The 24,773-nt window shown below is 71.9% G+C and carries 21 protein-coding genes; 13 read left to right on the top strand and 8 right to left on the bottom strand.

Features of this window, described 5'->3' with window-relative positions:
* Positions 1–41 precede the first annotated feature (41 nt).
* The 7 genes from KY462_02870 (at position 42) to KY462_02900 (ending at position 9,808) form a co-directional block, all read left to right on the top strand.
* Entirely contained in the window at positions 42–4,538 is a 4,497-nt protein-coding gene (locus KY462_02870; GenBank protein ID MBW3576679.1) for a DEAD/DEAH box helicase, read from the top strand.
* A gap of 78 nt (positions 4,539–4,616) precedes the next feature.
* Positions 4,617–4,856, top strand: a complete 240-nt coding sequence (locus KY462_02875; protein MBW3576680.1) for a PadR family transcriptional regulator — start codon at positions 4,617–4,619, stop codon at positions 4,854–4,856.
* 5 nt (positions 4,857–4,861) lie between these two features.
* Positions 4,862–5,356 (top strand): SRPBCC family protein, encoded by a 495-nt coding sequence (locus KY462_02880; GenBank protein MBW3576681.1) that lies wholly within the window; start codon positions 4,862–4,864, stop codon positions 5,354–5,356.
* A gap of 84 nt (positions 5,357–5,440) precedes the next feature.
* Positions 5,441–6,469, top strand: a complete 1,029-nt coding sequence (locus tag KY462_02885) for a hypothetical protein (GenBank protein MBW3576682.1) — start codon at positions 5,441–5,443, stop codon at positions 6,467–6,469.
* Positions 6,470–6,563: 94 nt separating this feature from the next.
* Positions 6,564–7,079, top strand: coding sequence for an inorganic diphosphatase (locus tag KY462_02890; protein MBW3576683.1), 516 nt, complete (start codon positions 6,564–6,566; stop codon positions 7,077–7,079).
* 1,026 nt (positions 7,080–8,105) lie between these two features.
* Entirely contained in the window at positions 8,106–8,702 is a 597-nt protein-coding gene (locus tag KY462_02895; protein MBW3576684.1) for a sensor histidine kinase, read from the top strand.
* Between the two features lie 113 nt (positions 8,703–8,815).
* The gene (locus tag KY462_02900) at positions 8,816–9,808 is read left to right on the top strand and encodes a cation:proton antiporter (protein ID MBW3576685.1); all 993 of its coding nucleotides are present in this window, start codon (positions 8,816–8,818) and stop codon (positions 9,806–9,808) included.
* Positions 9,809–9,866: 58 nt separating this feature from the next.
* Here the strand turns inward: KY462_02900 and KY462_02905 are convergent, their stop codons facing one another.
* Together KY462_02905 and KY462_02910 are read right to left on the bottom strand one after the other, a co-directional pair.
* Positions 9,867–10,400 carry a hypothetical protein gene (locus KY462_02905; protein ID MBW3576686.1) on the bottom strand — a complete coding sequence of 178 codons (534 nt, stop codon included), beginning with the start codon at positions 10,398–10,400 and terminating at the stop codon, positions 9,867–9,869.
* Positions 10,397–11,281, bottom strand: a complete 885-nt coding sequence (locus KY462_02910) for an NAD(P)-dependent oxidoreductase (protein ID MBW3576687.1) — start codon at positions 11,279–11,281, stop codon at positions 10,397–10,399. The genes KY462_02905 and KY462_02910 overlap by 4 nt, the downstream gene beginning before the upstream one ends.
* A 92-nt stretch (positions 11,282–11,373) precedes the next feature.
* Here KY462_02910 and KY462_02915 point away from each other — a divergent pair, with 92 nt between their 5' ends.
* Positions 11,374–12,297, top strand: a complete 924-nt coding sequence (locus tag KY462_02915; protein MBW3576688.1) for a TIGR03620 family F420-dependent LLM class oxidoreductase — start codon at positions 11,374–11,376, stop codon at positions 12,295–12,297.
* Here KY462_02915 and KY462_02920 read toward each other — a convergent pair whose 3' ends face one another.
* Both KY462_02920 and KY462_02925 read right to left on the bottom strand, forming a co-directional pair.
* Entirely contained in the window at positions 12,298–12,822 is a 525-nt protein-coding gene (locus tag KY462_02920) for an NUDIX hydrolase (protein ID MBW3576689.1), read from the bottom strand. It lies immediately after the preceding gene.
* Positions 12,819–13,904: a trypsin-like peptidase domain-containing protein gene (locus KY462_02925; protein MBW3576690.1), complete on the bottom strand. Its 1,086-nt coding sequence runs from the start codon at positions 13,902–13,904 to the stop codon at positions 12,819–12,821. The genes KY462_02920 and KY462_02925 overlap by 4 nt, the downstream gene beginning before the upstream one ends.
* On the opposite strand from KY462_02925, the gene KY462_02930 reads away from it, so the two are divergent.
* On the top strand, positions 13,903–15,441 hold the full coding sequence (locus tag KY462_02930) for an alkaline phosphatase D family protein (GenBank protein ID MBW3576691.1): 1,539 nt from the start codon (positions 13,903–13,905) through the stop codon (positions 15,439–15,441). The genes KY462_02925 and KY462_02930 overlap by 2 nt on opposite strands.
* 2 nt (positions 15,442–15,443) lie before the next feature.
* Complete coding sequence (locus tag KY462_02935) at positions 15,444–16,019, top strand: RNA 2'-phosphotransferase (protein MBW3576692.1); 576 nt, start codon at positions 15,444–15,446, stop codon at positions 16,017–16,019.
* Positions 16,020–16,054: 35 nt separating this feature from the next.
* On the opposite strand, the gene KY462_02940 is transcribed toward KY462_02935, so the two are convergent.
* The gene (locus tag KY462_02940) at positions 16,055–18,121 is read right to left on the bottom strand and encodes an enoyl-CoA hydratase/isomerase family protein (protein MBW3576693.1); all 2,067 of its coding nucleotides are present in this window, start codon (positions 18,119–18,121) and stop codon (positions 16,055–16,057) included.
* A 65-nt stretch (positions 18,122–18,186) separates the two neighbouring features.
* Entirely contained in the window at positions 18,187–19,377 is a 1,191-nt protein-coding gene (locus KY462_02945; protein ID MBW3576694.1) for a thiolase family protein, read from the bottom strand.
* 175 nt (positions 19,378–19,552) lie between these two features.
* On the opposite strand from KY462_02945, the gene KY462_02950 reads away from it, so the two are divergent.
* Positions 19,553–19,837: a DUF4235 domain-containing protein gene (locus tag KY462_02950; GenBank protein ID MBW3576695.1), complete on the top strand. Its 285-nt coding sequence runs from the start codon at positions 19,553–19,555 to the stop codon at positions 19,835–19,837.
* Positions 19,838–19,893: 56 nt separating this feature from the next.
* Here the strand turns inward: KY462_02950 and KY462_02955 are convergent, their stop codons facing one another.
* Positions 19,894–21,117, bottom strand: a complete 1,224-nt coding sequence (locus tag KY462_02955; GenBank protein MBW3576696.1) for a C40 family peptidase — start codon at positions 21,115–21,117, stop codon at positions 19,894–19,896.
* A 136-nt stretch (positions 21,118–21,253) separates the two neighbouring features.
* On the opposite strand from KY462_02955, the gene KY462_02960 reads away from it, so the two are divergent.
* Together KY462_02960 and KY462_02965 are read left to right on the top strand one after the other, a co-directional pair.
* Positions 21,254–21,880 carry a site-2 protease family protein gene (locus tag KY462_02960; protein MBW3576697.1) on the top strand — a complete coding sequence of 209 codons (627 nt, stop codon included), beginning with the start codon at positions 21,254–21,256 and terminating at the stop codon, positions 21,878–21,880.
* A gap of 34 nt (positions 21,881–21,914) precedes the next feature.
* On the top strand, positions 21,915–22,871 hold the full coding sequence (locus KY462_02965) for a M15 family metallopeptidase (protein MBW3576698.1): 957 nt from the start codon (positions 21,915–21,917) through the stop codon (positions 22,869–22,871).
* Between the two features lie 17 nt (positions 22,872–22,888).
* Here the strand turns inward: KY462_02965 and KY462_02970 are convergent, their stop codons facing one another.
* A complete protein-coding gene (locus tag KY462_02970; protein ID MBW3576699.1) occupies positions 22,889–24,061 on the bottom strand; it encodes a cardiolipin synthase B in 1,173 nt (390 codons plus the stop codon).
* Positions 24,062–24,773: the final 712 nt, after the last annotated feature.

Here is a 24,773-nt window from a genome sequence, read left to right on the forward strand (position 1 = left end):
GCGGCCACGCAGCCCCGCCCGCGGGTAGCGTCGCGCCTGCGATGCCCCTGGAGCACTTCTCCCCCGCCGTCCGCACGTGGTTCGCGACGACGTTCCCCGAGCCGACCGCCGCACAGACGGCCGGCTGGCCACCGATCGCGGCCGGGCAGCACACCCTGCTGCTCGCTCCCACCGGCTCCGGGAAGACCCTGGCCGCGTTCCTGACCGCCATCGACCGGCTGGTGACCGCCCCGGTCCCGCCCCGTGACGAACGCACCCGGGTGGTGTACGTCTCCCCGCTGCGGGCCCTGGCCGTCGACGTGGAGAAGAACCTGCGTGCACCGCTGCGCGGCATCGTCCTGGCCGGCGAGCGGATGGGTCTGGAGTTGACGGCACCCACCGTCGCGATCCGTACGGGTGACACGCCCGGCCGTGAGCGTCAGACGATGGTGCGCACCCCGCCCGACATCCTGATCACCACACCGGAGTCGCTGTACCTGCTGCTGACGTCCAAGGCCCGCCAAACGCTGCGCCACGTCCAGCAGGTGATCGTTGACGAGATCCACGCCGTCGCGGGGAACAAGCGCGGGGCGCACCTGGGGTTGTCGCTGGAGCGCCTGGCGGCGTTGACCACCCGCCCACCACAGCGCATCGGGTTGTCGGCCACGCAGCGCCCGCTGGACGAGGTCGCGCGGTTCCTGGGTGGCTTCGACGCCGGCCACCCCCGCCCGGTCACGATCATCGACGCCGGGGCGACCAAGGACCTGCGCGTCGACGTGGTCGTCCCGGTCGAGGACATGGGGCAGCTCGGCTCGGTGGTCGACGACCCGTTCGACGACCCCGCCGCCAGCGGTTCGAGCCGGCGCAGCATCTGGCCGGCGATCCAACCGCGCCTGCTGGACCTCATCCACGCCCACCGCTCGACCCTCATCTTCTGCAACGCGCGCCGGCTCGCCGAGCGGCTCGCGGCCCGCCTCAACGAACTCGAGCGTGACCGCCGCGCCGCCGCCGGGGACCTGGCCGCCGACGCCGAGCCGCCGGTCCTGGTCAAAGCCCACCACGGGTCGTTGTCGCGCGAGCAGCGGACCACGATCGAAGACGAACTCAAGCGTGGGGCGCTCCGCGCGTTGGTCGCCACGTCATCGCTCGAGCTCGGCATCGACATGGGTGCGATCGACCTGGTGGTGCAGGTCGAGTCCCCCGGATCGGTCGCACGTGGGCTGCAACGGATCGGACGGGCCGGCCATCGGGTGGGCGAGCCGTCCCGTGGGACGCTGTTCCCCAAGTACCGCGGTGATCTGCTCGAGGCCGCGGTCGTTGTCCGCCGGATGCGCCAGGCCCTGATCGAGGAGACGCGGTACCCGCGCAACCCCGTCGACGTCCTGTCGCAGCAGATCGTCGCGATGGCCGCGATGGACGACTGGTCGGTCGACGAGCTCGCGGCGCTGGTGCGGCGCGCGGCGAACTTCGCCGGGCTGTCCGACGCGGCCCTGCACGCGGTGCTGGACCTGCTCGCCGGCCGTTACCCGTCGGAGGAGTTCGCCGAGCTGACTCCGCGGATCGTGTGGGACCGGGTCGCCGGCGTCATCCGCGGCCGGGACAGCGCCCAGCGGCTGGCCGTCACCAATCCCGGCACCATCCCCGACCGTGGCCTGTTCGGGGTGTTCCTCCCCGACGGCAGCCGGGTCGGCGAGCTCGACGAGGAGATGGTCTACGAGTGCCGCGCCGGGGAGACGTTCACGCTCGGGGCTTCGACGTGGCGGATCGAGGACATCACGTTCGACCGGGTGATCGTCACGCCCGCTCCGGGCGCCCCGGGGAAGTTGCCGTTCTGGCATGGCGAGGGTCCGGGGCGCCCGGTCGAGGTCGGCCGTGCCGTCGGGGCGTTCGTGCGGGAGCTGCAGACCCGCGGGGACCGCGCCGTCGACGAGCTCGTGGCCGAGGACGGGCTCGACACGCTCGCCGCCCGCAACCTCGTCGACTACCTCGACGAGCAGGTCGCCGCCACCGGGGTGGTCCCCGACGACCGCACCATCGTGGTGGAGCGGTTCCGCGACGAGATCGGCGACTGGCGGATCTGCGTCCTGTCGCCGTTCGGCGGCCGTGTGCATGCCCCGTGGGCGCTGGCCATCCGCCGCCGGCTCCGCGAGCGTGGCGACATCGACGTGGAGGCCATCTGGTCCGACGACGGGATCGTGCTGCGCCTGCCGGAGGCGGTGGATCGCATCCCGGTTGACGACCTGGCCATCGACCCCGACGAGGTCGAGGAGCTGGTGGTCGCCGAGCTGCCCGACAGCGCCCTGTTCGCCAGCCACTTCCGGGAGGCGGCCGGCCGTGCGCTGCTGCTGCCACGGCGCCGTCCCGGCCGGCGCACGCCGCTGTGGCAGCAACGCCAGCGCGCCAGCGACCTGCTGACGGTCGCTGCCCGCTACCCGTCGTTCCCGATCCTGCTGGAGACCACCCGCGAGTGCCTGCGCGACGTGTTCGACGTCCCAGCGCTCAAGGCGGTCCTCGGGGAGGTGCGCTCGCGCCGGATCCGCGTGGTCGCGGTCGACACGCCCCACGCTTCACCGTTCGCGCAGTCGCTGCTGTTCCACTGGATCGCCACCTACATGTACGAGGGCGACTCGCCCGTGGCGGAGCGGCGTGCGGCAGCACTGGCCCTGGATCGAGACCTGCTCCGCGACCTGCTCGGGGCCGAGGAGCTGCGCGACCTGCTCGACGCGGAGGTGCTGTCGGATCTGGAAGACGAACTGCAGCACCTGACCGCCGACCGCCGGGCGCGCTCAGCCGATCAGGTGCACGACCTGCTGCGCCGCGTCGGGGAGCTCACCTTCGGCGAGTTGGAGCGGCGCTGCGCCGGGGACCCGGCGTCCTGGGTGGGTCAGCTCGTCGACGAGCGACGTGCCATCCGGATCCGCGTGGCAGGCGAGGAACGCGTCGCTGCCGCCGAGGACGCGGCGCTGCTGCGCGACGCGCTCGGGGTCGCGCTCCCCGCCGGCCTGCCCACGGCGTTCACCGAACCGCAGCCAGACCCGTTGGTCCGGCTGGTGGGCCGCTACGCCCGGACCCACGGACCCTTCGTCGCTGGGGAGGTCGCCACGCGCCTCGGCGTCCCGACGGACCGCATCCACGCCGCCCTGACTCGTCTCGAGGGCGACGGCCGCGTCGTCCGGGGCGAGTTCCGGCCAACATCGGTGCCCGGTGGTGGCCGACGCGTCCCCGCCGGGCACGCCGGCGAGCGCGAGTGGTGCGACGTTGACGTGCTGCGGCGGCTGCGTCAGCGCACGCTGGCGGCGCTGCGCCGCGAGATCGAGCCCGTCGATGCCGGCGCTCTTGGCCGGTTCGTGCCGCGCTGGCACGGCATCGGCTCCGACCGGCGCGGCGTCGATGCGCTGGTCGACGCGCTGACGCAGCTGCAAGGCGCCCCGATCCCCGCCTCGGTGCTGGAGACCGACGTCCTACCCGCTCGGGTGGACGGCTACCGGACAGCGGACCTCGACGCGCTCCTGGCCGCAGGTGAGGTCGTCTGGGTCGGGGCGGAGGCGATCGGCCCGGCCGACGGCCGGGTGGTCGTGACCTTCCGCGACGACGCACCCTGGCTGGTGCCCGCCGCGCATGACCCGCGACCCGACGGAGCGGTGCACCAGGCGTTGCGCCGCCACCTGGCGGAGCGCGGCGCGTCGTTCTGGCCCGAGCTGGTCGGTGCGGCGGCCGTCGCCGTCGACGATCACCGGCGGCCGACCCACCTCGCGGACCCGGCCGTGGTTCTGGCGGCCCTGTGGGACCTGGTGTGGGCCGGGGAGGTCACCAACGACACGTTCGCGCCGGTCCGGGCGTTCGTGCGTGGCCGGCCGCGCCGCGCTCGTGGTCGGCCACGGCCGGGCCGGCGGTCGCGACTCGGTCCCCCGGCGGGGGCGGGGCGGTGGTCGCTCGTGGATCGACCGCCGGTGGATGCGACCGAGGTGGCCCACGCCCGCGCCGGGCAGTTGCTGGAACGCCACGGGATTGTCACCCGCGAGGCGGTGCTGGCGCAGCGGGTACCGGGTGGGTTCGCCGGCGTGTACGAGGTCTTCAAGGCCATGGAGGCCGCCGGCCAGGTGCGTCGCGGGTACTTCGTCGCAGGGCTGGGGGCGGCACAGTTCGCGCTGCCGGGGGCGGTGGACCGTCTCCGCGACGCCCGGCCGCCAGCCCGGGCCGACGCCCCGCCCGAGGTGGTGGTGCTGGCCGCGACCGACCCGGCGCAGCCGTACGGCGCGGCGCTGGCGTGGCCACCCACCGCTGGCCGTCCCCAGCGCCAGGCCGGCGCGTACGTCGTCCTGGTCGACGGCCACGCCGCCGTCTACCTCGAGCGTGGGGCCCGCAGCCTCGCCACCTTCCCCGCCGCCGCAGGAGCCGCCTGGGTGGACGGCCTCGTCCAGCTGGTCAAGGACGGTCGCGTGCGCCGCATCGAGCTGCAGCGGGTGGACGGCGCCCCGCCAGCAGGATCCGAGTGGCGCGCCGCGCTCCTTGCAGCCGGGTTCGTCGACACCCACCGGGGACTGGCCTTGCATCCTTGAGGCTGCGACGTCGCCCGGTTGGACGCCGCGGGTCCGTCAGCGTTGCTCTACGGTCGGCAACGGCCGACCGGAGTTGACATGGAGATCACCCGCCACGAGCTCGATGTCCTGGAGACGCTACGGGACACCGAGGGCCGTGACGACTCCCGAGCCGATCAGGTACGCCATGTCTCGCAGACCCTGGACCTCGACGAGAGCAACGCCCGCCAGACCGTCGAAGGGTTGGTCGACTCCGGTCACGTCCGAGCGCCCGACGGCCGACCGTACGCCCTCACCGACGCCGGGCAGGAGGCGCTGGCCGCGGGTCCGGAGTCCTAGACCCGGTGGGACGCTTCGAGGTCGAGGGAGCCTGGCGCGTCACCGCGTCTCCGCAGGACGTGTGGGACGTCGTCAGCGACCTCGAACGCTGGCGCGAGTGGTGGCCGGCGATCCGCGAGACCGAGGAGATCGAGTCGGGCGGCGTCGACGGGACGGGGCGCCGGGTCCGCCTGGGGTTCAACAGCCCGATCCCCGGCAGAGGGCTGCACCTCGATGCGGAGGTGACCGACGCTGAACCGCCCCGCCGGTTGGCGATCGCGTCCGCCCGCGGCGGGTTGGAGGGGAGCGGCGAGCTGGTCATCACCGTGGAAGGGGACGGGACCACCCGCGTCGACTACCGCTGGGACGTCCGCACCCGCGCGTGGCTGTGGGCCCTCGACCCGGTGCTGCGCGACGCGACGAGCGCTGCGGGGCACGACACGATGCGCGACGCCGGCGACCGGCTCGCAGAGCTGGCCGGCGGGGAACCGCTCCGCCACGATGTCGCCCCGAGCAGCTGAAGGCCACGTGACGTCGCGAACGTTCGGCGACGTGCGTCGGCCACCGACGCAGGCATCCGACGGCGGGCCAACCACGTGACTGCGGTGCTGGGTGTGCTGGGTGGGGCACTGCTGCTGCTGGCCTTCGGCGACGCCATCGCGACGGCGGTGCGTGTGGGTCGCCGCGGCGGGCCGGTCACACGGCTCGTCGCGGGCCTGCTCTGGCGTGTGCTGAGCCGGGTTCGTCGTCCATCGGTGGGACACGTGCCCTTGTACGTACCGGGCCTGGTCGTGACGCTGGGCATCCTCGTCTTCTGGTTGACGGCGGTCGTGATCGGGTGGTTCCTGATCTTCTCGTCCAGCGCCGGTGCCCTGCACGTGGAGGAAACCGGGCAACCTGCCGGCGGCTGGGACCGCCTGAACTTCGCCGCCGCATCGGTGTTCGGCAGAGCCATGGACCTGCGACCGTCGAACGCTGCCTGGGACGCGTGCGCGTGGGCGGCGTCGGCGTCGGGCCTGATCCTGCTGTCGCTGGCGATCGCGTACCTGATCCCGATCACGGCGGCGGTCTCGGAGAAGCGCCAGCTCGCCCGGGTGATCTCCGCGCTGGGCCGCACTCCGGCCGAGATTGTGGCCAAGGGTTGGCGTGATGGGGACTTCCGGCAGCTGGAGAACTGGCTGATGTCGCTGACCCCCATGATCGCTCGCCTGGCCGAGCACCACCTCGCGTACCCGATGCTGCACTTCTTCCACACCGCTGACCGTGACGCTGCCCTCGGGCCGTCAGTGGCGGTCCTCAACGACGCACTGCTGCTGCTCGACGTCGGGACCGACGACCGGGCCCGTCCGTCACGCCTGGCGATCGACGCACCACGCGCGGCCATCGACGCTCTGCTGTCCACGATGCCGCAGGCGTACGTCACCACCGCTGTCGAGGCGCCCACGGAGCCTGACCTCGACGACCTCGATGTTCACGACATCCCCCACGAGCCCCGTTCGGTGATCCAGGCGGGCTTCGCGTCCGCCGCGGATCAGCGTCGCCGTATCCTGTCGCTCGTCCACCACGAAGGATGGGCGTGGGCGGCCACCACCACGGGGAGCCCCGATCGGGAGGGCGACACGGAGGCGCGGTAGCCGCATCGGTCCCGTCCCCGCCGGGCGGCGACTCCCGGCCGTTCGGGTCCCTCGCCGCCCCCGCGATCCCCAGTCGACACGTACGTTGCTGGGGATGCCGGTCGACCTCGAGAGCCTGCCCATCGGAGCCAACGCTCCGGAGGTCGTCAACGTGGTCGTGGAGGTCCCCGTCGGGAGCCGGAACAAGTACGAGTACCGTTCTGACCTGCAGGTGATCATGCGCGACCGGGTGCTCCCCGGCGCTGTGCGCTATCCGGCCGACTACGGGTTCGTCCCGTCCACCGTCGCGACGGATGGCGAGCCGGTCGACATCATCCTCGCCGCGTACGATCCGGCGTTCCCCGGCTGCGTGCTCCAGGCATATCCCATCGGGGCGCTGCACATGCGCGACGCGTCCGGCGACGATCGCAACGTTCTCGCCGTCCCGGCGGACGACCCTCGCTTCGCTGACATCCGCCGCCACACCGATCTTCCGCGGCAGAACCTGCAGGAGATCGAGGATTTCTTCGAGGTGTACAAGCGCCTGGAGGGCGATCTGGATGTGGAGATCCGTGGGTGGCTCGATGTCGAGGACGCCCACGACCTGATCCAGGCTGCAGCACGCGACTGAGGCCGATGGCCGGCGTTCGTCGTCGATGACCAGGTCCGCCACCCGTTGGGCTTCGCCGGGTGGCGCCGGGCAACCGCCGGTTGCTCGCCGTGGCCCAACTCGCGACGGTCACGATCGGCACCGTCTACACGGTGGTCGTCCTGCTCGAGCCACGTAGCCGCGTCCGGCTCCACGGCCCCGACCTGCGCACCCTCATCGAGGTGGGCGGCTTCTACCTGGTGCTGTTCGCGGCGCTGATGCTGGCGATCCCCGACGACGACGACATCGTGCCGGCCCGCAACGCGTTCATCTCGGCGCTCGCCGTCATCGGCGTCACCAACGCGGTCTTCGCTGTCAGCGCCTCGGTCGGGGCGCAGCGGCTGGTCCTCGACCAGGGGCTCGCCTTCTACCCGTGGGTCGCGGCGCGGTACGTCTCGGGGACGCTGTTCGTGCTCGCCGGACTCGGCCGCCCCCGTTCGTCGCTGCGGCGCTACCTGTGGGCGGCTTTGGGGTCGCTGATCGCGCTCGACGTCACGCTCGTCGCGGTCCAAGCCCGCTTGCCCGCGGTCGTGCAGCTGGTCGCAGCCGATGGACCGCCGGAGCTGGTGGTGCTCGATCCGCTCGCCCACGGGGTCATCCAACTGGTCCCCGCAGCGCTGTTCGCGTTCGGGGCGTGGCTGGCAGGGCTCACGTACGTCCGCAGCGGCGCGCCGGTGTTCTCGCTGCTGTCGCTGGCGTTGCTCGCCCAGAGCTTCACGCAGATCGACGAGGTCCTGCACCCGGCGTTCCTCGGCCCGATCCTGACCTCGGCGGACGTCTTCCGGGCTGCGGCTCTCGTCCTCCTCGCCGTCGGCGCGCTCCTCCAGCTGCGGCGACTCACGTTGGAACGATCGCGGACCGTCCGCGCCCAGCAGGCGGACCTGCGCGCCCAGGACGTGCTCGCCCCGGAGCTCAACGCCCTCCTCGAGCGGGAGCACGACTTCCGCGCGATCGTCTCGCACGAGCTGGCCACCCCCTATCGCGACGATCCGCGCGTTCATCCACGTCGTGGCCTCGGCGACGGACCCGACCGCCACCGACCGCGTCCGCCAGGCCGTCGCCGGGATCCGGTCGGAGACGCGCCGACTGTCCGAGCTCGTGTCCCGCATCGACGAGCTCCGCGACCTCGAGCTCAGCGAGTTCAGCTGCGACCTGCGCCCGGTGCGCGCCGTGGGGTTGCTGCAGGAGGCGACCGGGTTCGCGAAGGGGCTACCGGGCAGCCACCCAACGACCCTGCGGTGCGCGGACGTCCTGGTCGCAGCCGATCCCGTCCGGCTGGGCCAGGCGATCCGCAACGTCCTGGCCAACGCGGCAGGGTACGCGCCGCCGAACACGCCGATCCACATCGAGGGGCAGGTCGCCGACGGCGGGCGGTTCCGGATCGCGGTCACCGACGAAGGTCCGGGAGTGCCGGCCGAGCAGCGCGAGGCGGTCCTGCGGCGCTACGCGCGCGGCAACAGCGCTCGCGGCAGGTCCGGCGCCGGGCTCGGGTTGTACGTCGCGTCCCGCATCGTCGCGGCCCACGACGGCCACATCCGCCTCGAGGACGCCGTCAAGGCAGGGGGCGGCGGCACCCGGGTCGTGATCGAGGTGCCCCTGGCGTGAACCGTCTACCCGCTATCGGGTAGCCGGTCCTACGTGGACTGGTGTACGTCCCGCCCGCGACCTGCCCGCATCCTCGACACGTGACCATGCTCACGCCCCTGTAGGAGCACTCGATGCTCCTGTTCTGGCTCCAGCTGCTGGCGCTGTTCCTCGCCGCCCGGGGTCTGGGGTTGCTCGCGCAGCGGATCGGGCAGCCCGCCGTCGTCGGTGAGCTCACCGCCGGGCTCGTGCTGGGACCGTCGCTGTTCGGGCGGCTCTTCCCTGCCGGGGCGCTGTGGTTGTTCCCCGGCGACGACTTCCACAGCGGCGTCATCCTCTCGGTGGCGTGGCTGGGGGTGATCCTGCTGCTGATCGAGACCGGGATCGAGACCGACCTCGGCCTGCTGCGGCGGATCGGTCGGTCGACCGCGATGGTGCCGGTCGGCAGCCTGCTCCTGCCGCTCGCACTGGGGATCGGCATGGGCTTCGTGATGCCCGAGATGTTCCTGAGCCAGAGCGGGGGTCGGACGATCTTCGCGTTGTTCATGGGGGTGTGCCTGGCGGTCTCGTCGTTACCGGTCGTCGCCAAGATCCTGATCGAGATGAACCTGATGCGACGCAACGTCGGGCAGGTCATCCTGGTCGCGGCGATGTTCGATGACATCGTCGGGTGGGTGATGCTGAGCGCGCTGGCCGGCGCGGCGAAGGAAGGCCATCTCCAGCCGACCAAGCTCGTGCTGACGGTGGCCGCGATCGGCGCGTTCCTGGCGTTCGCCTTCACCGGCGGCCAGCGGGCGACGAACGCGCTGCTGCGGCGGGCACTGCGGCGTGGCGACGGACCCACCCTGCCGATCACCGCGCTGCTGGCCGTGGTGCTCTCCTTCGCGGCGCTCACGCAGGCGATCGGCATCGAGGCGGTTTTCGGCGCCTTCGTGGCCGGCATCGTGATCGGCCGGTCACGGTTCTTCCGCCAGGAATTCGAGAAGATCATCCACGTGGTGGGGTACGGCTTCCTCGCCCCGGTCTTCTTCGCGACCGCGGGCATGTACGTCGACGTCTGCTCGATGAGCTCGACGACGCACTCGGCCACGCAGACAAGGCGTTGGTGGTCGTCGGCGACCTCGTGATCGGCGTGGTGACGTCGGCGAGCACTCGAGGAGGGACCGACGCGAACGCCGAGCCCGGTCAGGCGTGGCGCCGCCAGAGGGCGTAGCCGCCGAACGCCAGGACCAGCGCCACTGCGACCACCGCGGTCCACGGCCGACGCACCGCCGTGGCGATGCGGTCGTCGGTGTCCGCCTGCCCAACCACGCGCGCATCCTCAGGTCGCGCGCGGGCCAACTCGTCCCTCCACGCCTGTGTCGGCGAGCAGCGGTCGTCCACCAACCCCCCTTCTGCTCGGCGGGGAGCCACCAAGTAGCGCTGGCCGATCTCCCAGGTGCGGTCCACCGAGGTTGCCGTGCCGGGATCACCAGGACCGCCGCGGACGACCGGTCGGTCGAGATCGGGGCCGCGCCAGATCTCCTCCACCCGGAACCAGGCGGCTCGACGCTCATCGGCGACGTCGGTGACGGTTCCCACGAAGACGATCTCGAACTCGGCCAGTCGTTCGGTCAGAGGCCGGTCGTCGCGGACGCAACTGACCGCAGCGGCTGCGGCTGGGATCAGCGTCGCGGCGAGCATGGCCGCGACGACGGCGTAACCGCGTGATCTCTTCATCCCCCGTTGGATGCGCCCCCGTCCCGGTCGGTTGCAACCACGCGGAAAACGGCTGCCATGTCCTCGTCGCCGTGGTCGGCCGCCACAGCCCGCGCGAGCTGACCGGCGACGACCCGGGCGACCGGGAGGTCTAAGCCGTGCTCCTCGCCTGCTTCCACCACCAGCCGGGCGTCCTTCCACGCCAGGCCCAGCGGGAAGCTCGCGGGGAAGTCGCGCTCCAGCATGGCGCGGCCCTTGAGGCCGGCGTACGCGGCGTCCACGGGTCCGCCCTCGATCGCGTCGAAGAAGCCCTGCGGGTCCACACCGAGTTGTTCGGCCAGCGCCAGGGACTCCGCCAGTGCCTCGACGAGGCCGAGAAGCCAGGCGTTGGTCACCAGCTTCACACGACTGGCCGCCCCGGCCTCCCCCAGCCACAGTGTCCGAGAGCCCACCGCGTCGAACACCGGCTCGCAGCGCTCGCGCAGGTCCTCGGGGCCGGCGGCCAACACCACCACCTCGCCGCGCTCCGCCGGTTCCTTGCTCCCCAGGACCGGTGCGTCGACGAACCCGACCTCGTGCTCGGCGGCGAGGTCGGCCAGGCGGTCGATCGCCAGCCCGACCGTGCTCATCTGCACCCAGACCGCGTCGTCGGCCATGGCGCCGAGGGCCTCGGTCATCACCTCCTCGACCGCTTCCGCGTCGGCGAGCACGGTGAGGACCATCTCCGTCCCGTCCACCGCCTCAGCCGCGTCGTCGGCGACGGTCGCGCCGTCCTGCCCGAGCTCCTCGGCCTTCTCACGGGTGCGGTTCCACACCGCGACGTCGTGGTCTGCTGCGAGCAGCTGGCGGGCCATCGCCGAACCCATGATCCCGGTGCCGAGCACGGTCACTCGCGTTGCCATGTGGTCCCCTCCAGTCGGCGCCCCCATCTTGTCGCACGCCCGGCACGGCACCACCGACCATGGTCGGCGGGCGATCGCCAGCCGGGACCCGGATGGTGGGCGGTAACGTCGGTGCGGTGGACACCACTGCGCGGCTCGGCACCTACGGTGTGTGGGCCAGCCACCTCGGCCTGTTCCCCATCCACGAGGCCCGCTCCGCCGCCGCGGCGATCGAGGGCCACGGCTACGGTGCGGTGTGGGTCGGCGAGGCCGAGGGCAAGGAGGCGCTGACCCACGCGGGCGTCCTGCTCGCCGCGACCGCCGAGGTGGTCGTGGCCACCGGGATCGCCAACATCTGGGCGCGCGACGCCATGGCGATGGCCAACGGGGCGCGCACCCTCGCCGAGGCGTACGCGGGCCGGTTCCTGCTCGGCATCGGGGCGAGCCACCCGCCACTGCTCGACACCCGCGGCCAGAGCTACGAACGGCCGCTGACGACCATGCGGCGGTACCTCGAGGCCATGGACCAGGCCCCGTGGCGCGGCCCGGAGCTTCCTGAGGAGCCGCCGCGGATGCTGGCCGCGCTCGGCCCGCGCATGCTGGAGCTGGCAGCAGAGCGCAGCGCCGGGGCGCACACCTTCCTGGTCCCCGTCGAGCACACACGTCGCGCCCGCGACATCCTCGGTGGTGACAGGATCCTGGTGCCCGAGCAGGCCGTGGTGCTGGCCGATACCCGCGACGAGGCCCGCCGGGTCGCCGCCCGACACCTGCGCCGCTACCTGCGGCTGGACAACTACCGGCGCAACCTGGTGCGGCTGGGCTGGGATCAGTCGGACCTCGACGAGCCGCTCGCCGACGTCCGGTTCGACGCGCTGATCGCCTGGGGAGACGCCCAGGCCGTGGCCGCCCGGCTCCGCGCCCACGTCGATGCGGGCGCCGACCACGTCGCGGTGCACCCGCTCACCCCCGCTGTCGAGGTCTCCCCGGTGCCGCTGCTCGCCGAGCTCGCCGGCGCCCTGGATCTCGCGCCGCGCTGACTAGCCAGCCGGCCACGACGAGGGGGTCTGGTCGTCGCTTCCCGTCCCGCCCGACTCCTCGGTCCGGCTGAGGGCGGCCAGCGCGGTGGCGGCCTCCTCCTGCAGCCTCGGTAGGTCGCCATGGGGGAACCAGTCCAGGTCGACGACCTCCGGGGTGCGGGTGTGGGCCGTGGTCGGCGTCCCGCGACGTGGCCGGCAGCGGAACACGATGTCGATGCGCCGCTTGGCGGCCTCCACGACCACTGCGGGCTCGCCGAGCGTCTCGATGTCGAGGCTGGTCTCCTCGTCGGCCTCGCGCCTGGCCGCGTCGATCGGTGTCTCACCGCGCTTGAGGAGGCCACCTGGCAGCCCCCAACCGTCGCGGTAGGACAGACGCAGCAGCAGGATCGCCCCGTCGGACCGTTCGATCACGCAGACCGACCCGACGGTGAACGACGGTGCGAGCCGGCGGACGACGAAGCGTCGCCCACGGACGGGGAGCCGGCGGAAGGCCCGCAGCAGTGCGTGGTGGACCGCACCGATCATCCCCGCAGCTCCGACGGGACGACCGTGAGTTGCCGGAGCTGGCCGTCGCGGACGACATGGAGCCTGATCTGACGGCCGATCCGCTCGCCACCCAGCAGGCGCTGCAGATCCCCGAGTTCGGTGACCGGTTCACCGTCGACCCCGACGACGATGTCCTCCACCGTGATGCCGGCGTGGTCGGCGGGGCTGCCGGCCATGACCTGGACGACCTCCACGCCGGCGCCCCGCCCGACCGCGTCACGCACCCGCGGGGGAAGCGGACGGGAACCCCCGGCGATGCCGAGGTACGCCCGCCGGTAGCGGCCCTCGGACACCAGCGCTGAGACGATGCTCAAGGTGGCGTCGTCGACGGGGACCGCGAGCCCCAGCCCGACGCCCGCCACCGCCGTGTTGATGCCCACCACACGGCCGCGGGCGTCGGCCAGCGCCCCGCCGCTGTTGCCGGGGTTGAGCGCAGCGTCGGTCTGGATCACGTTCTCGACCAGCCGGGTGACCGCCCCCTCCCGGGTCGGCAGCGAACGACCCAGGGCGCTGACCACCCCGGCGGTGACCGAGCCGGCGAAGCCGAGCGGGTTCCCGATGGCCACCACCAGTTGACCGACGCGGAGCCGGGCAGCGTCACCCAGCCGTGCCGCGGTCAGACCCTGGCCGTCCACGCGCAGCGCCGCAAGGTCGCTCAGCGGATCGCGGCCAACCACGTGGAAGGTGAACTGGCGCCCATCGGTGAAGGTGGCCGTGCCATTGTCGATCCTGCCGACCACGTGGGCGGAGGTGACCAGCACCCCACGGGGATCGAACACGACCGCCGAGCCGGAGCCGCGACGTCCCCGCAACCGGACGCTCGCCACCGCGGGGGCCAGCGTCTCGGCGACCGCGGTCACCAACTGCGAGTAGGCGTCCAGCGCGTCGTCGTCGTCGACCCCGTCGGTCAGGTCGGTGCGGTGCTCAACCACGCATCCTCCTTGGCAACACGGGCTTTGCGCGGGCCTGGCCGGCAGCCTCCGCCTGGCCACCAGGGCGACCGCCACCGTCGGGCGCTTCGATCGGCGGCCTACCGTGGCGACGGTCGGAAGGCCACACATGCAACCAGACCCACGCGACGTGAACGGACCGACGTTCCAGCACGGGGTGGCCAGTGGCGACCCCGAGGCGGACCGGGTGGTGCTGTGGACCCGGGTCAGCACCCCCGACGACCCGGTCGACGTGCGGTGGCGGATCGCCCGTGACGAGGACCTGTCGGACGTGGTCGCCAGCGGGGTCACGACCACCGGATCCGACCGCGACCGGACCGTGAAGATCGACGTCCCCGGCCTGTCCCCGGCGACCACCTACTTCTACGCGTTCGAAGCCGCCGGGGAACGCTCACCGGTCGGGCGCACCCGCACCGCACCGGTCGGGGCGACCGACGCGGTGAAGCTCGCGTTCACGTCGTGCGCGAAGTACAACGACGGGTTCTTCAACGCCTACGGACGGATCGCCGACCGCGACGACCTGGCGCTGGTCGTGCACCTGGGCGACTACATCTACGAGTACGGGACCGAGGATCGTTCACCGGGCGCTGCGATCGGCCGCGCCCACGTGCCCGACCACGACTGCGTCAGCCGCGATGACTACCGGACGCGGTACGCGCTGCACCGCCTGGACCCGGACTGCCAACGGATGCACCAGCGCCACCCCACGGTCCACGTCTTCGACGACCACGAGTTCGCTGACGACCGCTGGCGGGAAGGAGCCAGCAAGCACGATCCCCAACTGCACGGGCGGTTCGACGTGCGGGCCGACGCGGCGCTGCGGGCATGGTACGAGTGGCTGCCGGTCCGCATGCCCGACCGTGATCACCCGGCACGCATCTACCGCCGGTTCCCCCTGGGCGACGTCGCCGACCTGCTCATGATCGACTGCCGCTCCTGGCGCGACGAGCAAGTCGGCCCGCCCACGATGTACGACGACGTCCGAGAGTTGCTCGGCGCCGAGCAACGACGCTGGCTGTGCGAGCGCCTGGCAGGATCGACGGCGCGGTGGAAGCTCGTCGGGAACCCGATCATGGTCGGGCAGTGCTACACGCACCTCCTCCCCGACTGGCTCGGCCCGCCGCTCGCGGAGCTCGGGATCCTCACCGAGGAACGTCACGGCGCGAACCCCGACCAGTGGGACGGCTACCCCGGCGACCGTGGCCGGGTGTTCGCGGCCATCCGCCGCGACCAGGTCCGCAACGTCGTGCTCCTATCGGGCGACGTGCACACCTGTTGGGCGCTGCACCTGCTCGAGGACCCCACCCAAGACATCGAACCGGTCGCGGTGGAGTTCGTGACGCCGAGTGTCACGAGCCAGAACCTCAACGAGAAGCTCGGCGAGGACCGCGACCGCGAAGCCGAAGGTGTGGAGGTCACGGTGATGCGCGACAACCCGCACGTGCACTGGTGCGAGTTCGACGCCCACGGGTACGTGGTGATGGATGTGACGCCGGCCCGGATCCGGGGCGAGTGGTGGGCGGTGGACACCGTGCTCGAGCGCAGCGACGGCGAGGCGCTGCTCAGCTCCTGGGAGGTCCGCGACGGCACCAGCCGACTGCATCACATCGATGGGGAGGGCCACCGCCGCGTGGGCGAGGATCGCTAGACGTGGACCCCCGCCGCCGCGCGCGTCTGTCGAAGCTGCTGGCGCTGCTGCTGCGCCACGACCCGCAGCGGGCGGGGTTGCGCCTGGAGCCCGGTGGTTGGATCTCGGTCGAAGACCTGATCGCTGCCCTGGGCCGGCCGGGCAGGAACGTGACGGAGGCGGAGCTGGAGGAGGTCGTGCGCGTCGCCGGCGGCGCAGGGGGGCGGGGCGGCAAGGACCGCTTCGAGTTGTCGGCTGACGGCACCCACGTACGGGCCCGGTACGGCCACAGCGTCGCGGTCGATCTCGGGTACGAACCGGCCGAACCGCCACCGGTGCTGTACCACGGCACGGTCACACGGGCCCTCGACGCGATCCTGGCTGCCGGGATCAGGTCGATGGGGCGCCAACTGGTGCACCTGTCCGAGGACGTGCCCACCGCAGCTCAGGTCGGTGCCCGCCACGGCCGGCCGGTGGTGGTGGCGGTCGACGCCGCGGGTCTGGCACGAGACGGTGCCGTCTTCCACCGCCTTCCCGGCGGGGTCTGGCTCACCGCGGAGGTGCCGCCCGACCGCATCGAGGGCACGGTCACCCCGTGACCGGCCCACTCTGAGGGAATAGTCCTCAAACGACGTCAGGCGAACGCGCGGTCGTCGGCTGTCAGCAGCTGCCGGCCGAAGAGCTTGTCCGACAGGCTGATCTGGTCGGCGTACTTGCAGATGCCGCCCATGAAGAACGGCCATCCGGCACCCAACAGCAAGCCGGTGTCGATGTCGCGCCCGTCGGCGACGACCTGCTCGTCGAGCATCATCTTGGCTTCGTCGGTGGTCGCCTCCAACGCCCGCTGACGGATCTCCTCCCCGCTGAGCGGTTCGAGGCCCTCGTCGACCTGCACGGCGGCCGCGACCTCGTCGTGGGTCACGCGACCCCGCGACCAGTCGTAGATCCCGTCCACGTCGAGCTCGGCGAAGCGCCGGAAGTTCTCGTCGCGTGGGAAGCGGTCGGGGAACGCCGCGTGCAGCGTCTCGGCGGTGTGGTAGGCGACCTTCAGGCCCACGAAGCCCAGCAGTTCGAAGGGCCCCATCGGCAGGCCCAGCTGCTTGATCGCGTCATCGATGTCGGTGAACGGGTTGCCGTGGCGCAGCGCCTGCATGCACGCCCCGTTGAAGCGCATCAGCAGTCGGTTGACGATGAAGGCGGGGGTGTCCTTGCACTGCACGCCCGACTTGCGAAGCTGCTTGGACAGCTCAAAGGCGGTGGCCAGGGCACGGTCACTCGCGGCTTCTGTCCGGACGATCTCCAGGAACGGCATGACCCGCACCGGATTGAAGAAGTGCAGGCCCACGACCCGCTCGGGACGATCCAGGTGCGCTGCCATCTCGGTGACCGACAGCGACGAGGTGTTGGACGCCAGGATCGCGTCGTCGTCGACCACCTGCTCGAGATCGGCGAAAATGCGCTGCTTGACGTCCATCCGCTCGACGACGGCCTCCAGCGCCAGGTCGGCCCCCTCCACCGGCTCGTAGCTGGTGGTGTAGGTCACCAGCGTCTTGAGGAACCTCTCCTTGCCCCGGCGGACCCGGCCGCGCTCGGCGGCCTGGTCCAGGTCGGCCTCGATGGTTTGGCGGGCTTGTTCGAGGACGGCCTCGTCGATGTCCTTCATCACGATCGGTACCTCGAGCCGCTGCAGGATGTACGACCCGAGCTGGGCACCCATCAGGCCCGACCCGACGATCGCGGCCTTGCGCACCGGGCGTGGCTCGGCGTCCGGGCGCCACGGCTGCTTCCTGATGCGCTGCTGGGTCAGCTCGAACGCGTACACCGCCGCCTGCGCCTGGCGCGCCGGGAGCAGTTCGGTGATGGCCTCCTCCTCCAGGCGGTAGCCCTCGTTGAAGTCCCCGCCGCGGGCGGCGAACTCGATCAGGTCGATGGCCAGGCCTGGGGCCCGGGTCGCGCCGTGCACCCGGTTCTCGACGTACTCACGGGCCTCCTGCAACGCGTCATCCAGCCCCTCGGTCGACGGGATCCGCTCGGCCAGTCGCCGCTCGCCGGTCACCAGCTCCTCGAGGGTCCGCAGCGACCGTTCGTAGAAGTCGACCGCCGGGATCACGTCGTCGGCCAGGCCCAGTTGGGCGGCCTGGGCCGCGTTCAACGTGCGGTTGTTGTCGAGGGCGTTGCGGACGATCACCTGCAGCGCGTTGGCGGGTCCCGCGATGCGCGGCGTCAGCTGCGTCCCGCCCCACGCCGGGAGGATCGACAGGAACACCTCGGGGAAGCCGATCGGGCCGGCGGCTTGCGACAGCGTGCGGTAGTCGCAGTGCAGGGCGATCTCCAAGCCACCACCCAGGCACACGCCGTTGATCGCCGCCAACGTCGGGTATGGCAGGTCCATCAGCCGGCGGAACAGCCCGTGACCGGTCCGCCCCGCCTCCCGTGCGAAGTCCTCGTCGGCGCCCTCGAACGCGGTGATGTCCGCCCCGGCTGCGAAGATGAACGGCTTGCCGGTCAGCATCAGGCCCTTGACGTCCGACTGCGACTCGATCGAATCCAGGGCATCCCGGAGCGACTCCAGCGCCCTCAGCCCGAACGTGTTGGGCTTGGTGTGGTCGGCTCCGTTGTCCATGGTGACCAGCGCCAGACGTCCGGCCTCCCGCGAGTCGTAGTAGCGGACCTTGAAGCGCGTGTAGACATCGTTGGCCATGTCGGGGTTCCTTCCGCGGTCTGGCCGGGTCGGCGTGCGTCCGACCGGCTGACTTGTTCGAGTTCCTACAGCCGCTCCCACAAGATCGAGCAGCCCATGCCCAACCCGACACACAGCGTCGTCACGCCGTAACGGGCGTCGGGGTTCTTCTCGAAGAACGTGGCCAGCTCGGCGGTCAGCCGCGCCCCGGACATCGCCAGTGGGTGGCCCAACGCGATCGCGCCGCCGTAGGGGTTGACCTTGGGCGTGTCCAGTGGCAGGCCGTAGTGGTCGAGGAACGCCACGCACTGCACCGCGAACGCCTCGTTCATGAACACCACGTCGATGTCGTCCATCGTGAGGTCGTTGCGCCCCAGGATCTGATCGGTCGCGGGGACGGGGCCGTACCCCATGGTCTCCGGCTCGACACCCACGAACACGTAGTCGACGAAGCGCATCCGCGGTGTGAGGCCCTTGGCCCGGGCGTACTCGGCGCTGGTGAGCAGGACACAGCCCGCCCCATCGTTGAGACCAGCGGCGTTCCCGGCTGTGACCCGTCCACCGACCCGGAACGGGGACGACAGCGTGGTCAGGTCGTTCACGGTGGTGCCCGGGCGGGGATGTTCGTCGTCGGCCACGACCCGCACACCGTCCTTGGACCACACCATCATGCGCGCCACGTGGCCGTCGAAGATCCCCTCGGCCTGGGCTTTGGCGGTCCGCTCCTGCGACTGAACCGCGTACTGGTCGGCGCGTTCGCGGGTGATCTGCGGGAGTTCGTCGTGCAGGTTCTCGGCGGTGTTGCCCATCACCAGCGCCGTCGGGTCCACCAGCTTCTCGGCGATGAACCGCGGGTTGGGATCCATATGGGCCCCCATCGGGTGGTGGCCCATGTGTTCGACCCCACCGGCGAGGACCACGTCCTGCGCCCCGACCCTGATCGCGTTGGCCGCGTTGCAGATCGCGGTCAGCGCCCCGGCGCACATCCGGTCGATGGCGTACCCGGGGACGGTCAGTGGGAGGCCGGCCAGCACGGCGACGGCCCGACCCATGGTCAGTCCCTGGTCGCCGACCTGCGCGGTCGCGGCCAGCGCCACGTCGTCGATGTCGCCGGGATCCACGGCCGGGTTGCGTTCCAGCAGGGCACGCACCGTGCGCACCGCCATGTCGTCCGCCCGAGTGTCGGCGTAATAGCCGTCCGGCTTGGCGCGGCCGATGGGCAGGCGGACTCCGTCGACGTAGACGGCGTCGCGGAGCGGACCGGAGCGGTCGCTCATGGGATCTCCTTGTTGCGCGGCAGTGGTCGCAAGACAATGGAACAAGGTCGGGCCGGGGCGACGCCAATCGGGCATCGCCCCGGTACCGCCCTCGCACCTCCCTTCGCCCGTGCCCGCACTCGCCTGACAGCCGTCGGCGCTTGTAGTTTCCCGGTGCCGGCAGCCAGGAGCGAACGTGGATTCCAGGGAGACTCTGTGGAAGGCGTTGGGGACCGTCGCGGCGATCGCGGCCGCTGCACTGGTCCGGAACGCGGCGACCGCCGCGTGGAAGCGCACCCGCAACGCCGACCCGCCGGCGAACCCCGCGTCTCCGTACACGCGGTGGAGCGAGGCGATCGCGTGGGCTGCGCTGACCGGGATGCTGGTCGGAATCGCCCGGATGCTGGCGTCGCGGGGCGCCGCGGAAGGTTGGCGCCGCGCCACCGGCGTCTACCCGCCGGGGCTGGATGAGGTCGCCTGACCCGGCGCCGGCTCGCTCGTGACGGCGCCGGGCGCTGCGGACAGCGGCGACGACGGTCAGCGGGTCCTGGGCCGGCCGATGCCCACCAGGTCGGAGCGGTGCACCGTGCGGTCGTTGATCCGGACGCGCTCGCCGCTGTAGGGCGCTTCCACGACCTTGCCGTCGCCGATGTAGAGCGCGACGTGGTGGATCGGGCTGCCGAAGAACATCAGGTCACCGGGTCGAAGGTCCGAGCGAGGCACGCGCGCCGTCACCTCGAACTGCATCCGTGAGCTGTGTGGCAGCGACACCCCCGCCTTGGCCCACGCCCACTTCGTCAGGCCGGAGCAGTCGTAGGCGTCAGGGCCTTCGGCTCCCCAGCGGTAGGGCTTGCCGACCTGCGACCGCGCCGCGTCGACGGCGGTCTGCGCCCCGTCGCCCGCCGAAGGTGGCGGCTGCGGAGGCTCGGAGGCGGCGGGCGGAGCGGAGGGGGTGGTGGCGCGCCTTGTCGTATCGGCGGCCCGGCGAGCCGCCTCACGAGTCTCCGCCTGGGCCCGCTGGCGTGCCTCGTGCGCAATCCGCTCGCGCTCCGCGCGTTCGCGGGCTTCACGCTCCGCCCGTTGCCGTGCGAGCCGTTCCTCCTCGGCGCGGACAGCCTCGACGTGGGCGCCCTCGGCCTCCGCGACCGCCTCGCGCAGCTGGTCCACCTCGGCCCGTTGCGTCGCGAGCAGGCTCTCCACGCGGTGGCGCTCCCCCGCCAGCGACCGTTCCGCCGCGGCGGCTTCGGCCCGGACCGTTTCCAGCCGCCCCAAGTGCCCCGCCCGGACGCGACGGTCGCCGCGGAGCGCGTCGACCACCGACAGCTGCGCCTGAGCGGCCGACCGCAGCAGCGTCAACCGGGCCTGGGCCTCCGCCGCGTCACCGGCGTCCAAGACGACCGCGATCTGGTGGGTGACGCCCTGCTGGTACAGACGCCGAGCGAACCCGTCCGCCAGATCCTGGCGCTGTTGCATACTGGTCTCGAGGTGCTGGATCTCGGCCACGACCTCCGCCATCTGGCGGCGCACCACGGTGAGCCGCTCGTTGGCTTCGTTGTAGGACTCGACCGCCAGCTCCGCCGCGCGGGCCAGCTCGTCGAGCCGGTGCTCCGCCCGACTGGCCGTGCGGCGGGTCTCCTCCAACCGCCCCTCGGTGTCCTGCACCCTCTGCGGGTCAGCGCCAGCCGGGGCGACCGAGCCGGACATCACCACCGCGGCGAGCGCGACCGCCACCACCGCGCATCGGTTGCCGCCCCGCGCCATTCCCCCACCATCCATCGGCGCCCCCGGGGAGACTAACGCGTCGGCGCTGGCACTCCGAAGCTTGGTGGACCGGTAGCCGAACAACGCGCGGTAGCCTCGGCCCCGCCAGTTGGGGTCCATCCAGTGGAGGTCGGTACTGACACAGGTCGTCCTCATCCTCGTGGTCCTGGCCCCGTCGGTGATCCTCCACGAGGTCTCCCACGGCGCCGTCGCGCTGGCCTTCGGCGACGACACCGCCAAGCGGGCGGGGCGGCTCACGCTCAACCCGGTCAAGCACATCGATCCGTTCGGGACGATCCTCCTTCCCCTCCTGCTGGCGGTCACCACCGGGGCCGCGTTCGGTTACGCGAAACCCGTGCCCGTCAACCCCGCGCGGATGCGACGCCCTCGCGACCACGGGCTCCTGGTCAGCCTGGCGGGACCGGCCGTGAACATCGTCCTGGCAGTGGGCGCGGCGCTGGGACTGCGTGCACTGGTCACCAACCCGGCACTGGCCGGGATACGTCAAGGTGATGCGCTGCTGCAGGCGCTGTTCGCGTTCGGCTGGATCAACGTGATCCTCGCCGCGTTCAACCTCATCCCCCTCCCGCCCCTGGACGGCTCAGCTGTGATCGAACGGATCCTGCCGAGACGCTGGTTGCCGGCGTGGACCCAGCTCCGGTCGTACTCGATGGGGTTGCTGCTGATCGTGGTGCTGCTGCTGCCGGGTGCGCTCAGTCGCGTCTTCGGCGTGGCGTTGGGCCTGTGGCAGCTGCTGCTGTAACACGCTCCCGGCGCACCGGCGGTAGCGTCCCCGCATGCCATCCCCGCGCCCCCGTCGCCGGCGCGCCGCCGTCGCCGTGTTGATCGCCGCCGCCGTGGTCACGGGCTGCCTGCCGGGGAGATCTTCTGACGGTGCGCCTGCCGGGACGTCGCAGCCGTCGCCGTCCGACACGACCTCCGCCACCAACGGGGAGCCGGCCGTGTCGCCGTCGGCGACGGCTGCGGCCGGGCACACGCCGGGCGGACCGCCACCGACCGCGGAGGAGGCGATCGCAGCCGATCCGCCGATCAGCACGCGACCATCCTGGCTCGGCACGCGGGTGCTGCCGCTCCGCGCGGATGGCTTCGGCCAGGTCCAACCGACGCCGCCTGAGCTCCGCGACCGCCGGTTGCCGCCACCGGTGGGAGTCCCGCGGGCCGGCACCGACCGCTTCGTGGCCACGGTCAGCGACGTGCCCGAGGAGGTCGTCGCGCGCTCCACGTGGTCGCGGCGATGTCCGGTCGCCGTGTCGGACCTGCGCTACGTCACGCTGTCGTTCTGGGGGTTCGACGGGCGGGCGTACCGCGGGGAGCTCCTGCTGCACGCGTCCGCAGCGGATCCCGTGGTCACCGTCTTCGAGCGGCTGTTCGAGGCCGGCTTCCCGATCGAAGAGATGCGCGTGGTGTCCCCAGAGGAGGTCGACGCGCTCCCCACCGGCGACGGCAACAACACCACGGCGTTCGTGTGCCGCTCCGTGCGCGGGGCGACCTCGTGGTCGGAGCACGCCTACGGCCTGGCGGTCGACATCAATCCGTTCCACAACCCGTACGTCAAGGGCGACCTGGTCCTGCCGGAACTCGCGTCCGCCTACACCGACCGAGGCTGGGAGCGGCCGGGGATGATCCTGGCCGGCGACGTTGTGACCGAGGCGTTCGCCGAGATCGGCTGGGGATGGGGCGGCGACTGGCGCGGAAGCGTGGACTGGATGCACTCCTCGCGCAGCGGTCGCTGAAGCGGCGGCAGGAGCGGTCAGATCTGCTGGTCGATCAGGGCGCTCAGCTGCTCCAGTGTCCGCTGGGTCAGGCTGCGGTCGTCCCAGCGTCCTGGCTGCATCTCCTCGCTCCAGGTGAGGTCCTCGTCGAAGTGGGCGTCGAGCACCTCCACCACGTCGCGGTCGAAGATCACGGCATCCACCTCGTCGTCTTCGGAGAACGACCGGCTGTTGAAGTTCGACGACCCCACGTTCGCTACGGCGCCGTCGATGGTCATCACCTTGGGGTGCAGCATGGTGCGCTGGTAGTTGTAGATCCCGACCCCGCAGTCCATCAGCTGCTGGTAGCCCTGCTCGCCGGCGATCTGCGCGACCCGCTTGTCGGCGTGGACACCCGGCAGGAGGATGTCGATCTCGATGCCCCGCTGGGCGGCCGAGCACAGCAGGTCGAGCATCACATCGTCCGGCGAGAGGTACGCCGTGGTGATGCGGATCCGTTCCTGCGCCAGCTGGATCAGGCTCCGTTTGAGCGTGGTGATGTTGCTCCAGCCGGCTTCGGCTTCCCCGCGGATCACCTGCACCACCGACTCGCCGGCCTGGGGCTGTTCGGGGAACCGGTCGCGTTCGTCGAAGATCGGGCCGTGGGTCTCGGCCCAGTTGTCCACGAACGCGGCGCGCAGACCGTCGACCGCCGGTCCACGGAACCGGAAGTGGGTGTCGCGCCACTCGCGGTGGTTGCGGGCGTCACCTTCCCACTCCTCGGCGATGCCGACACCGCCGGTGAAGGCGACCTCCTCGTCACAGATCAGCACCTTGCGGTGGGTGCGGTGGGTTGCCTCGGTGATCCGCTCCCAGCTGGTGGGTGGACGGAAGAAGCGGACGTCGGCGCCGGCGTCCTGCAGCATGTCGACCAGATGGTCGTCCATCAGGCGCGCCCCGAACGCGTCGAGCAGCGCCCGCACGCGGCAACCGGTCCTGGCGCGGTCCGCGAGCGTGTCCGCCATCTTCTGGGCTATGTTGCCCGTCCAGTAGACGAACGTGAGGATGTCCACGGTGTTGGTGGCGGCGCCGATCGCCTCAAGCATGGCGGGGAAGATCTCGTCGCCGTTGCGCAGCACCGCGACGTCGTTGCCCTCGGTGGCGGGCACGCCGAGGAGGCCCTCGAGGTGGCGCCGGCACCGGTGGGTGAACGTGGCCCGTTCATCGGCCATGCGTGCGAACTCCGGGCGCGTACCCGGCTGACCGTAGCCGGGTGCGTCGAGGGGCCGGTGGCGTCGGCCCGACCGGACGCCGCAGCGACGATGCGACATCCGAAGCGCCGCCGGGGAAAGTGGGGCAGCGTTGAGCGGTCGCAGGTGGGTGGCCCTCGCCGCCAGCGTGGCGCTGGCGGGGGCGGCCGTCCCGGCACATGGCGCGGAGCCGGCAGACGCGGTCCGCCGACGGCTGGAGGAGACACGTCGCGGGCTGGCGGATGCCGGCGGGCAGCTGTCCGACGCCGACCGCAACGTGCAGCAGGCGCGGGCCGCGCTCGCGCAGATCGACGAGGTCCTGGCGGTGGAGTCGGCCGAGCTCGGCCGCCTGGACACCGAACGGGCCGCCGCTGAGGCCGCCTACCGCCAAGCGTGGGAGCTCACCCAGCTCGCAACGGCGCAGCTGGCCGAGCGCGACCGCGAGCTGTCCGCGCTGGTCGATCACAGCGCGCTCGCCCGCCATCGGCTCGACGCACGTGCAGCCACCACCTTCAAACACGGGGCCCGGGCCTGGCCGAGCGCTCTGTACGGGTCGTTGCTCGGCGCGATCGACGGGCACGGCCTGGCGGTCGGGGTGCGCATCGTGGAACGCTCGTTGGCTGCTGACGGCGAGCTGCTGCGCTCGGCGCGGGGGGTGACGATCGAAGCGGCGCGTGCCCGGCGTGAGGTCGCG

It is taken from the genome of Actinomycetota bacterium (genome assembly GCA_019347675.1).
GTDB lineage: Bacteria > Actinomycetota > Nitriliruptoria > Nitriliruptorales > JAHWKO01 > JAHWKW01.

Bases quoted from the DNA above. Each gene is read 5' to 3' on its own strand.
- KY462_02870 (MBW3576679.1), top strand. From the start codon at position 42: ATGCCCCTGGAGCACTTCTCCCCCGCCGTCCGCACGTGGTTCGCGACG.
- KY462_02875 (MBW3576680.1), top strand. From the start codon at position 4,617: ATGGAGATCACCCGCCACGAGCTCGATGTCCTGGAGACGCTACGGGAC.
- KY462_02890 (MBW3576683.1), top strand. From the start codon at position 6,564: ATGCCGGTCGACCTCGAGAGCCTGCCCATCGGAGCCAACGCTCCGGAG.
- KY462_02900 (MBW3576685.1), top strand. From the start codon at position 8,816: ATGCTCCTGTTCTGGCTCCAGCTGCTGGCGCTGTTCCTCGCCGCCCGG.
- KY462_02905 (MBW3576686.1), bottom strand. From the start codon at position 10,400: ATGAAGAGATCACGCGGTTACGCCGTCGTCGCGGCCATGCTCGCCGCG.
- KY462_02910 (MBW3576687.1), bottom strand. From the start codon at position 11,281: ATGGCAACGCGAGTGACCGTGCTCGGCACCGGGATCATGGGTTCGGCG.
- KY462_02915 (MBW3576688.1), top strand. From the start codon at position 11,374: ATGGTGGGCGGTAACGTCGGTGCGGTGGACACCACTGCGCGGCTCGGC.
- KY462_02920 (MBW3576689.1), bottom strand. From the start codon at position 12,822: ATGATCGGTGCGGTCCACCACGCACTGCTGCGGGCCTTCCGCCGGCTC.
- KY462_02930 (MBW3576691.1), top strand. From the start codon at position 13,903: ATGCAACCAGACCCACGCGACGTGAACGGACCGACGTTCCAGCACGGG.
- KY462_02925 (MBW3576690.1), bottom strand. From the start codon at position 13,904: ATGTGTGGCCTTCCGACCGTCGCCACGGTAGGCCGCCGATCGAAGCGC.
- KY462_02940 (MBW3576693.1), bottom strand. From the start codon at position 18,121: ATGGCCAACGATGTCTACACGCGCTTCAAGGTCCGCTACTACGACTCG.
- KY462_02945 (MBW3576694.1), bottom strand. From the start codon at position 19,377: ATGAGCGACCGCTCCGGTCCGCTCCGCGACGCCGTCTACGTCGACGGA.
- KY462_02955 (MBW3576696.1), bottom strand. From the start codon at position 21,117: ATGGCGCGGGGCGGCAACCGATGCGCGGTGGTGGCGGTCGCGCTCGCC.
- KY462_02965 (MBW3576698.1), top strand. From the start codon at position 21,915: ATGCCATCCCCGCGCCCCCGTCGCCGGCGCGCCGCCGTCGCCGTGTTG.
- KY462_02970 (MBW3576699.1), bottom strand. From the start codon at position 24,061: ATGGCCGATGAACGGGCCACGTTCACCCACCGGTGCCGGCGCCACCTC.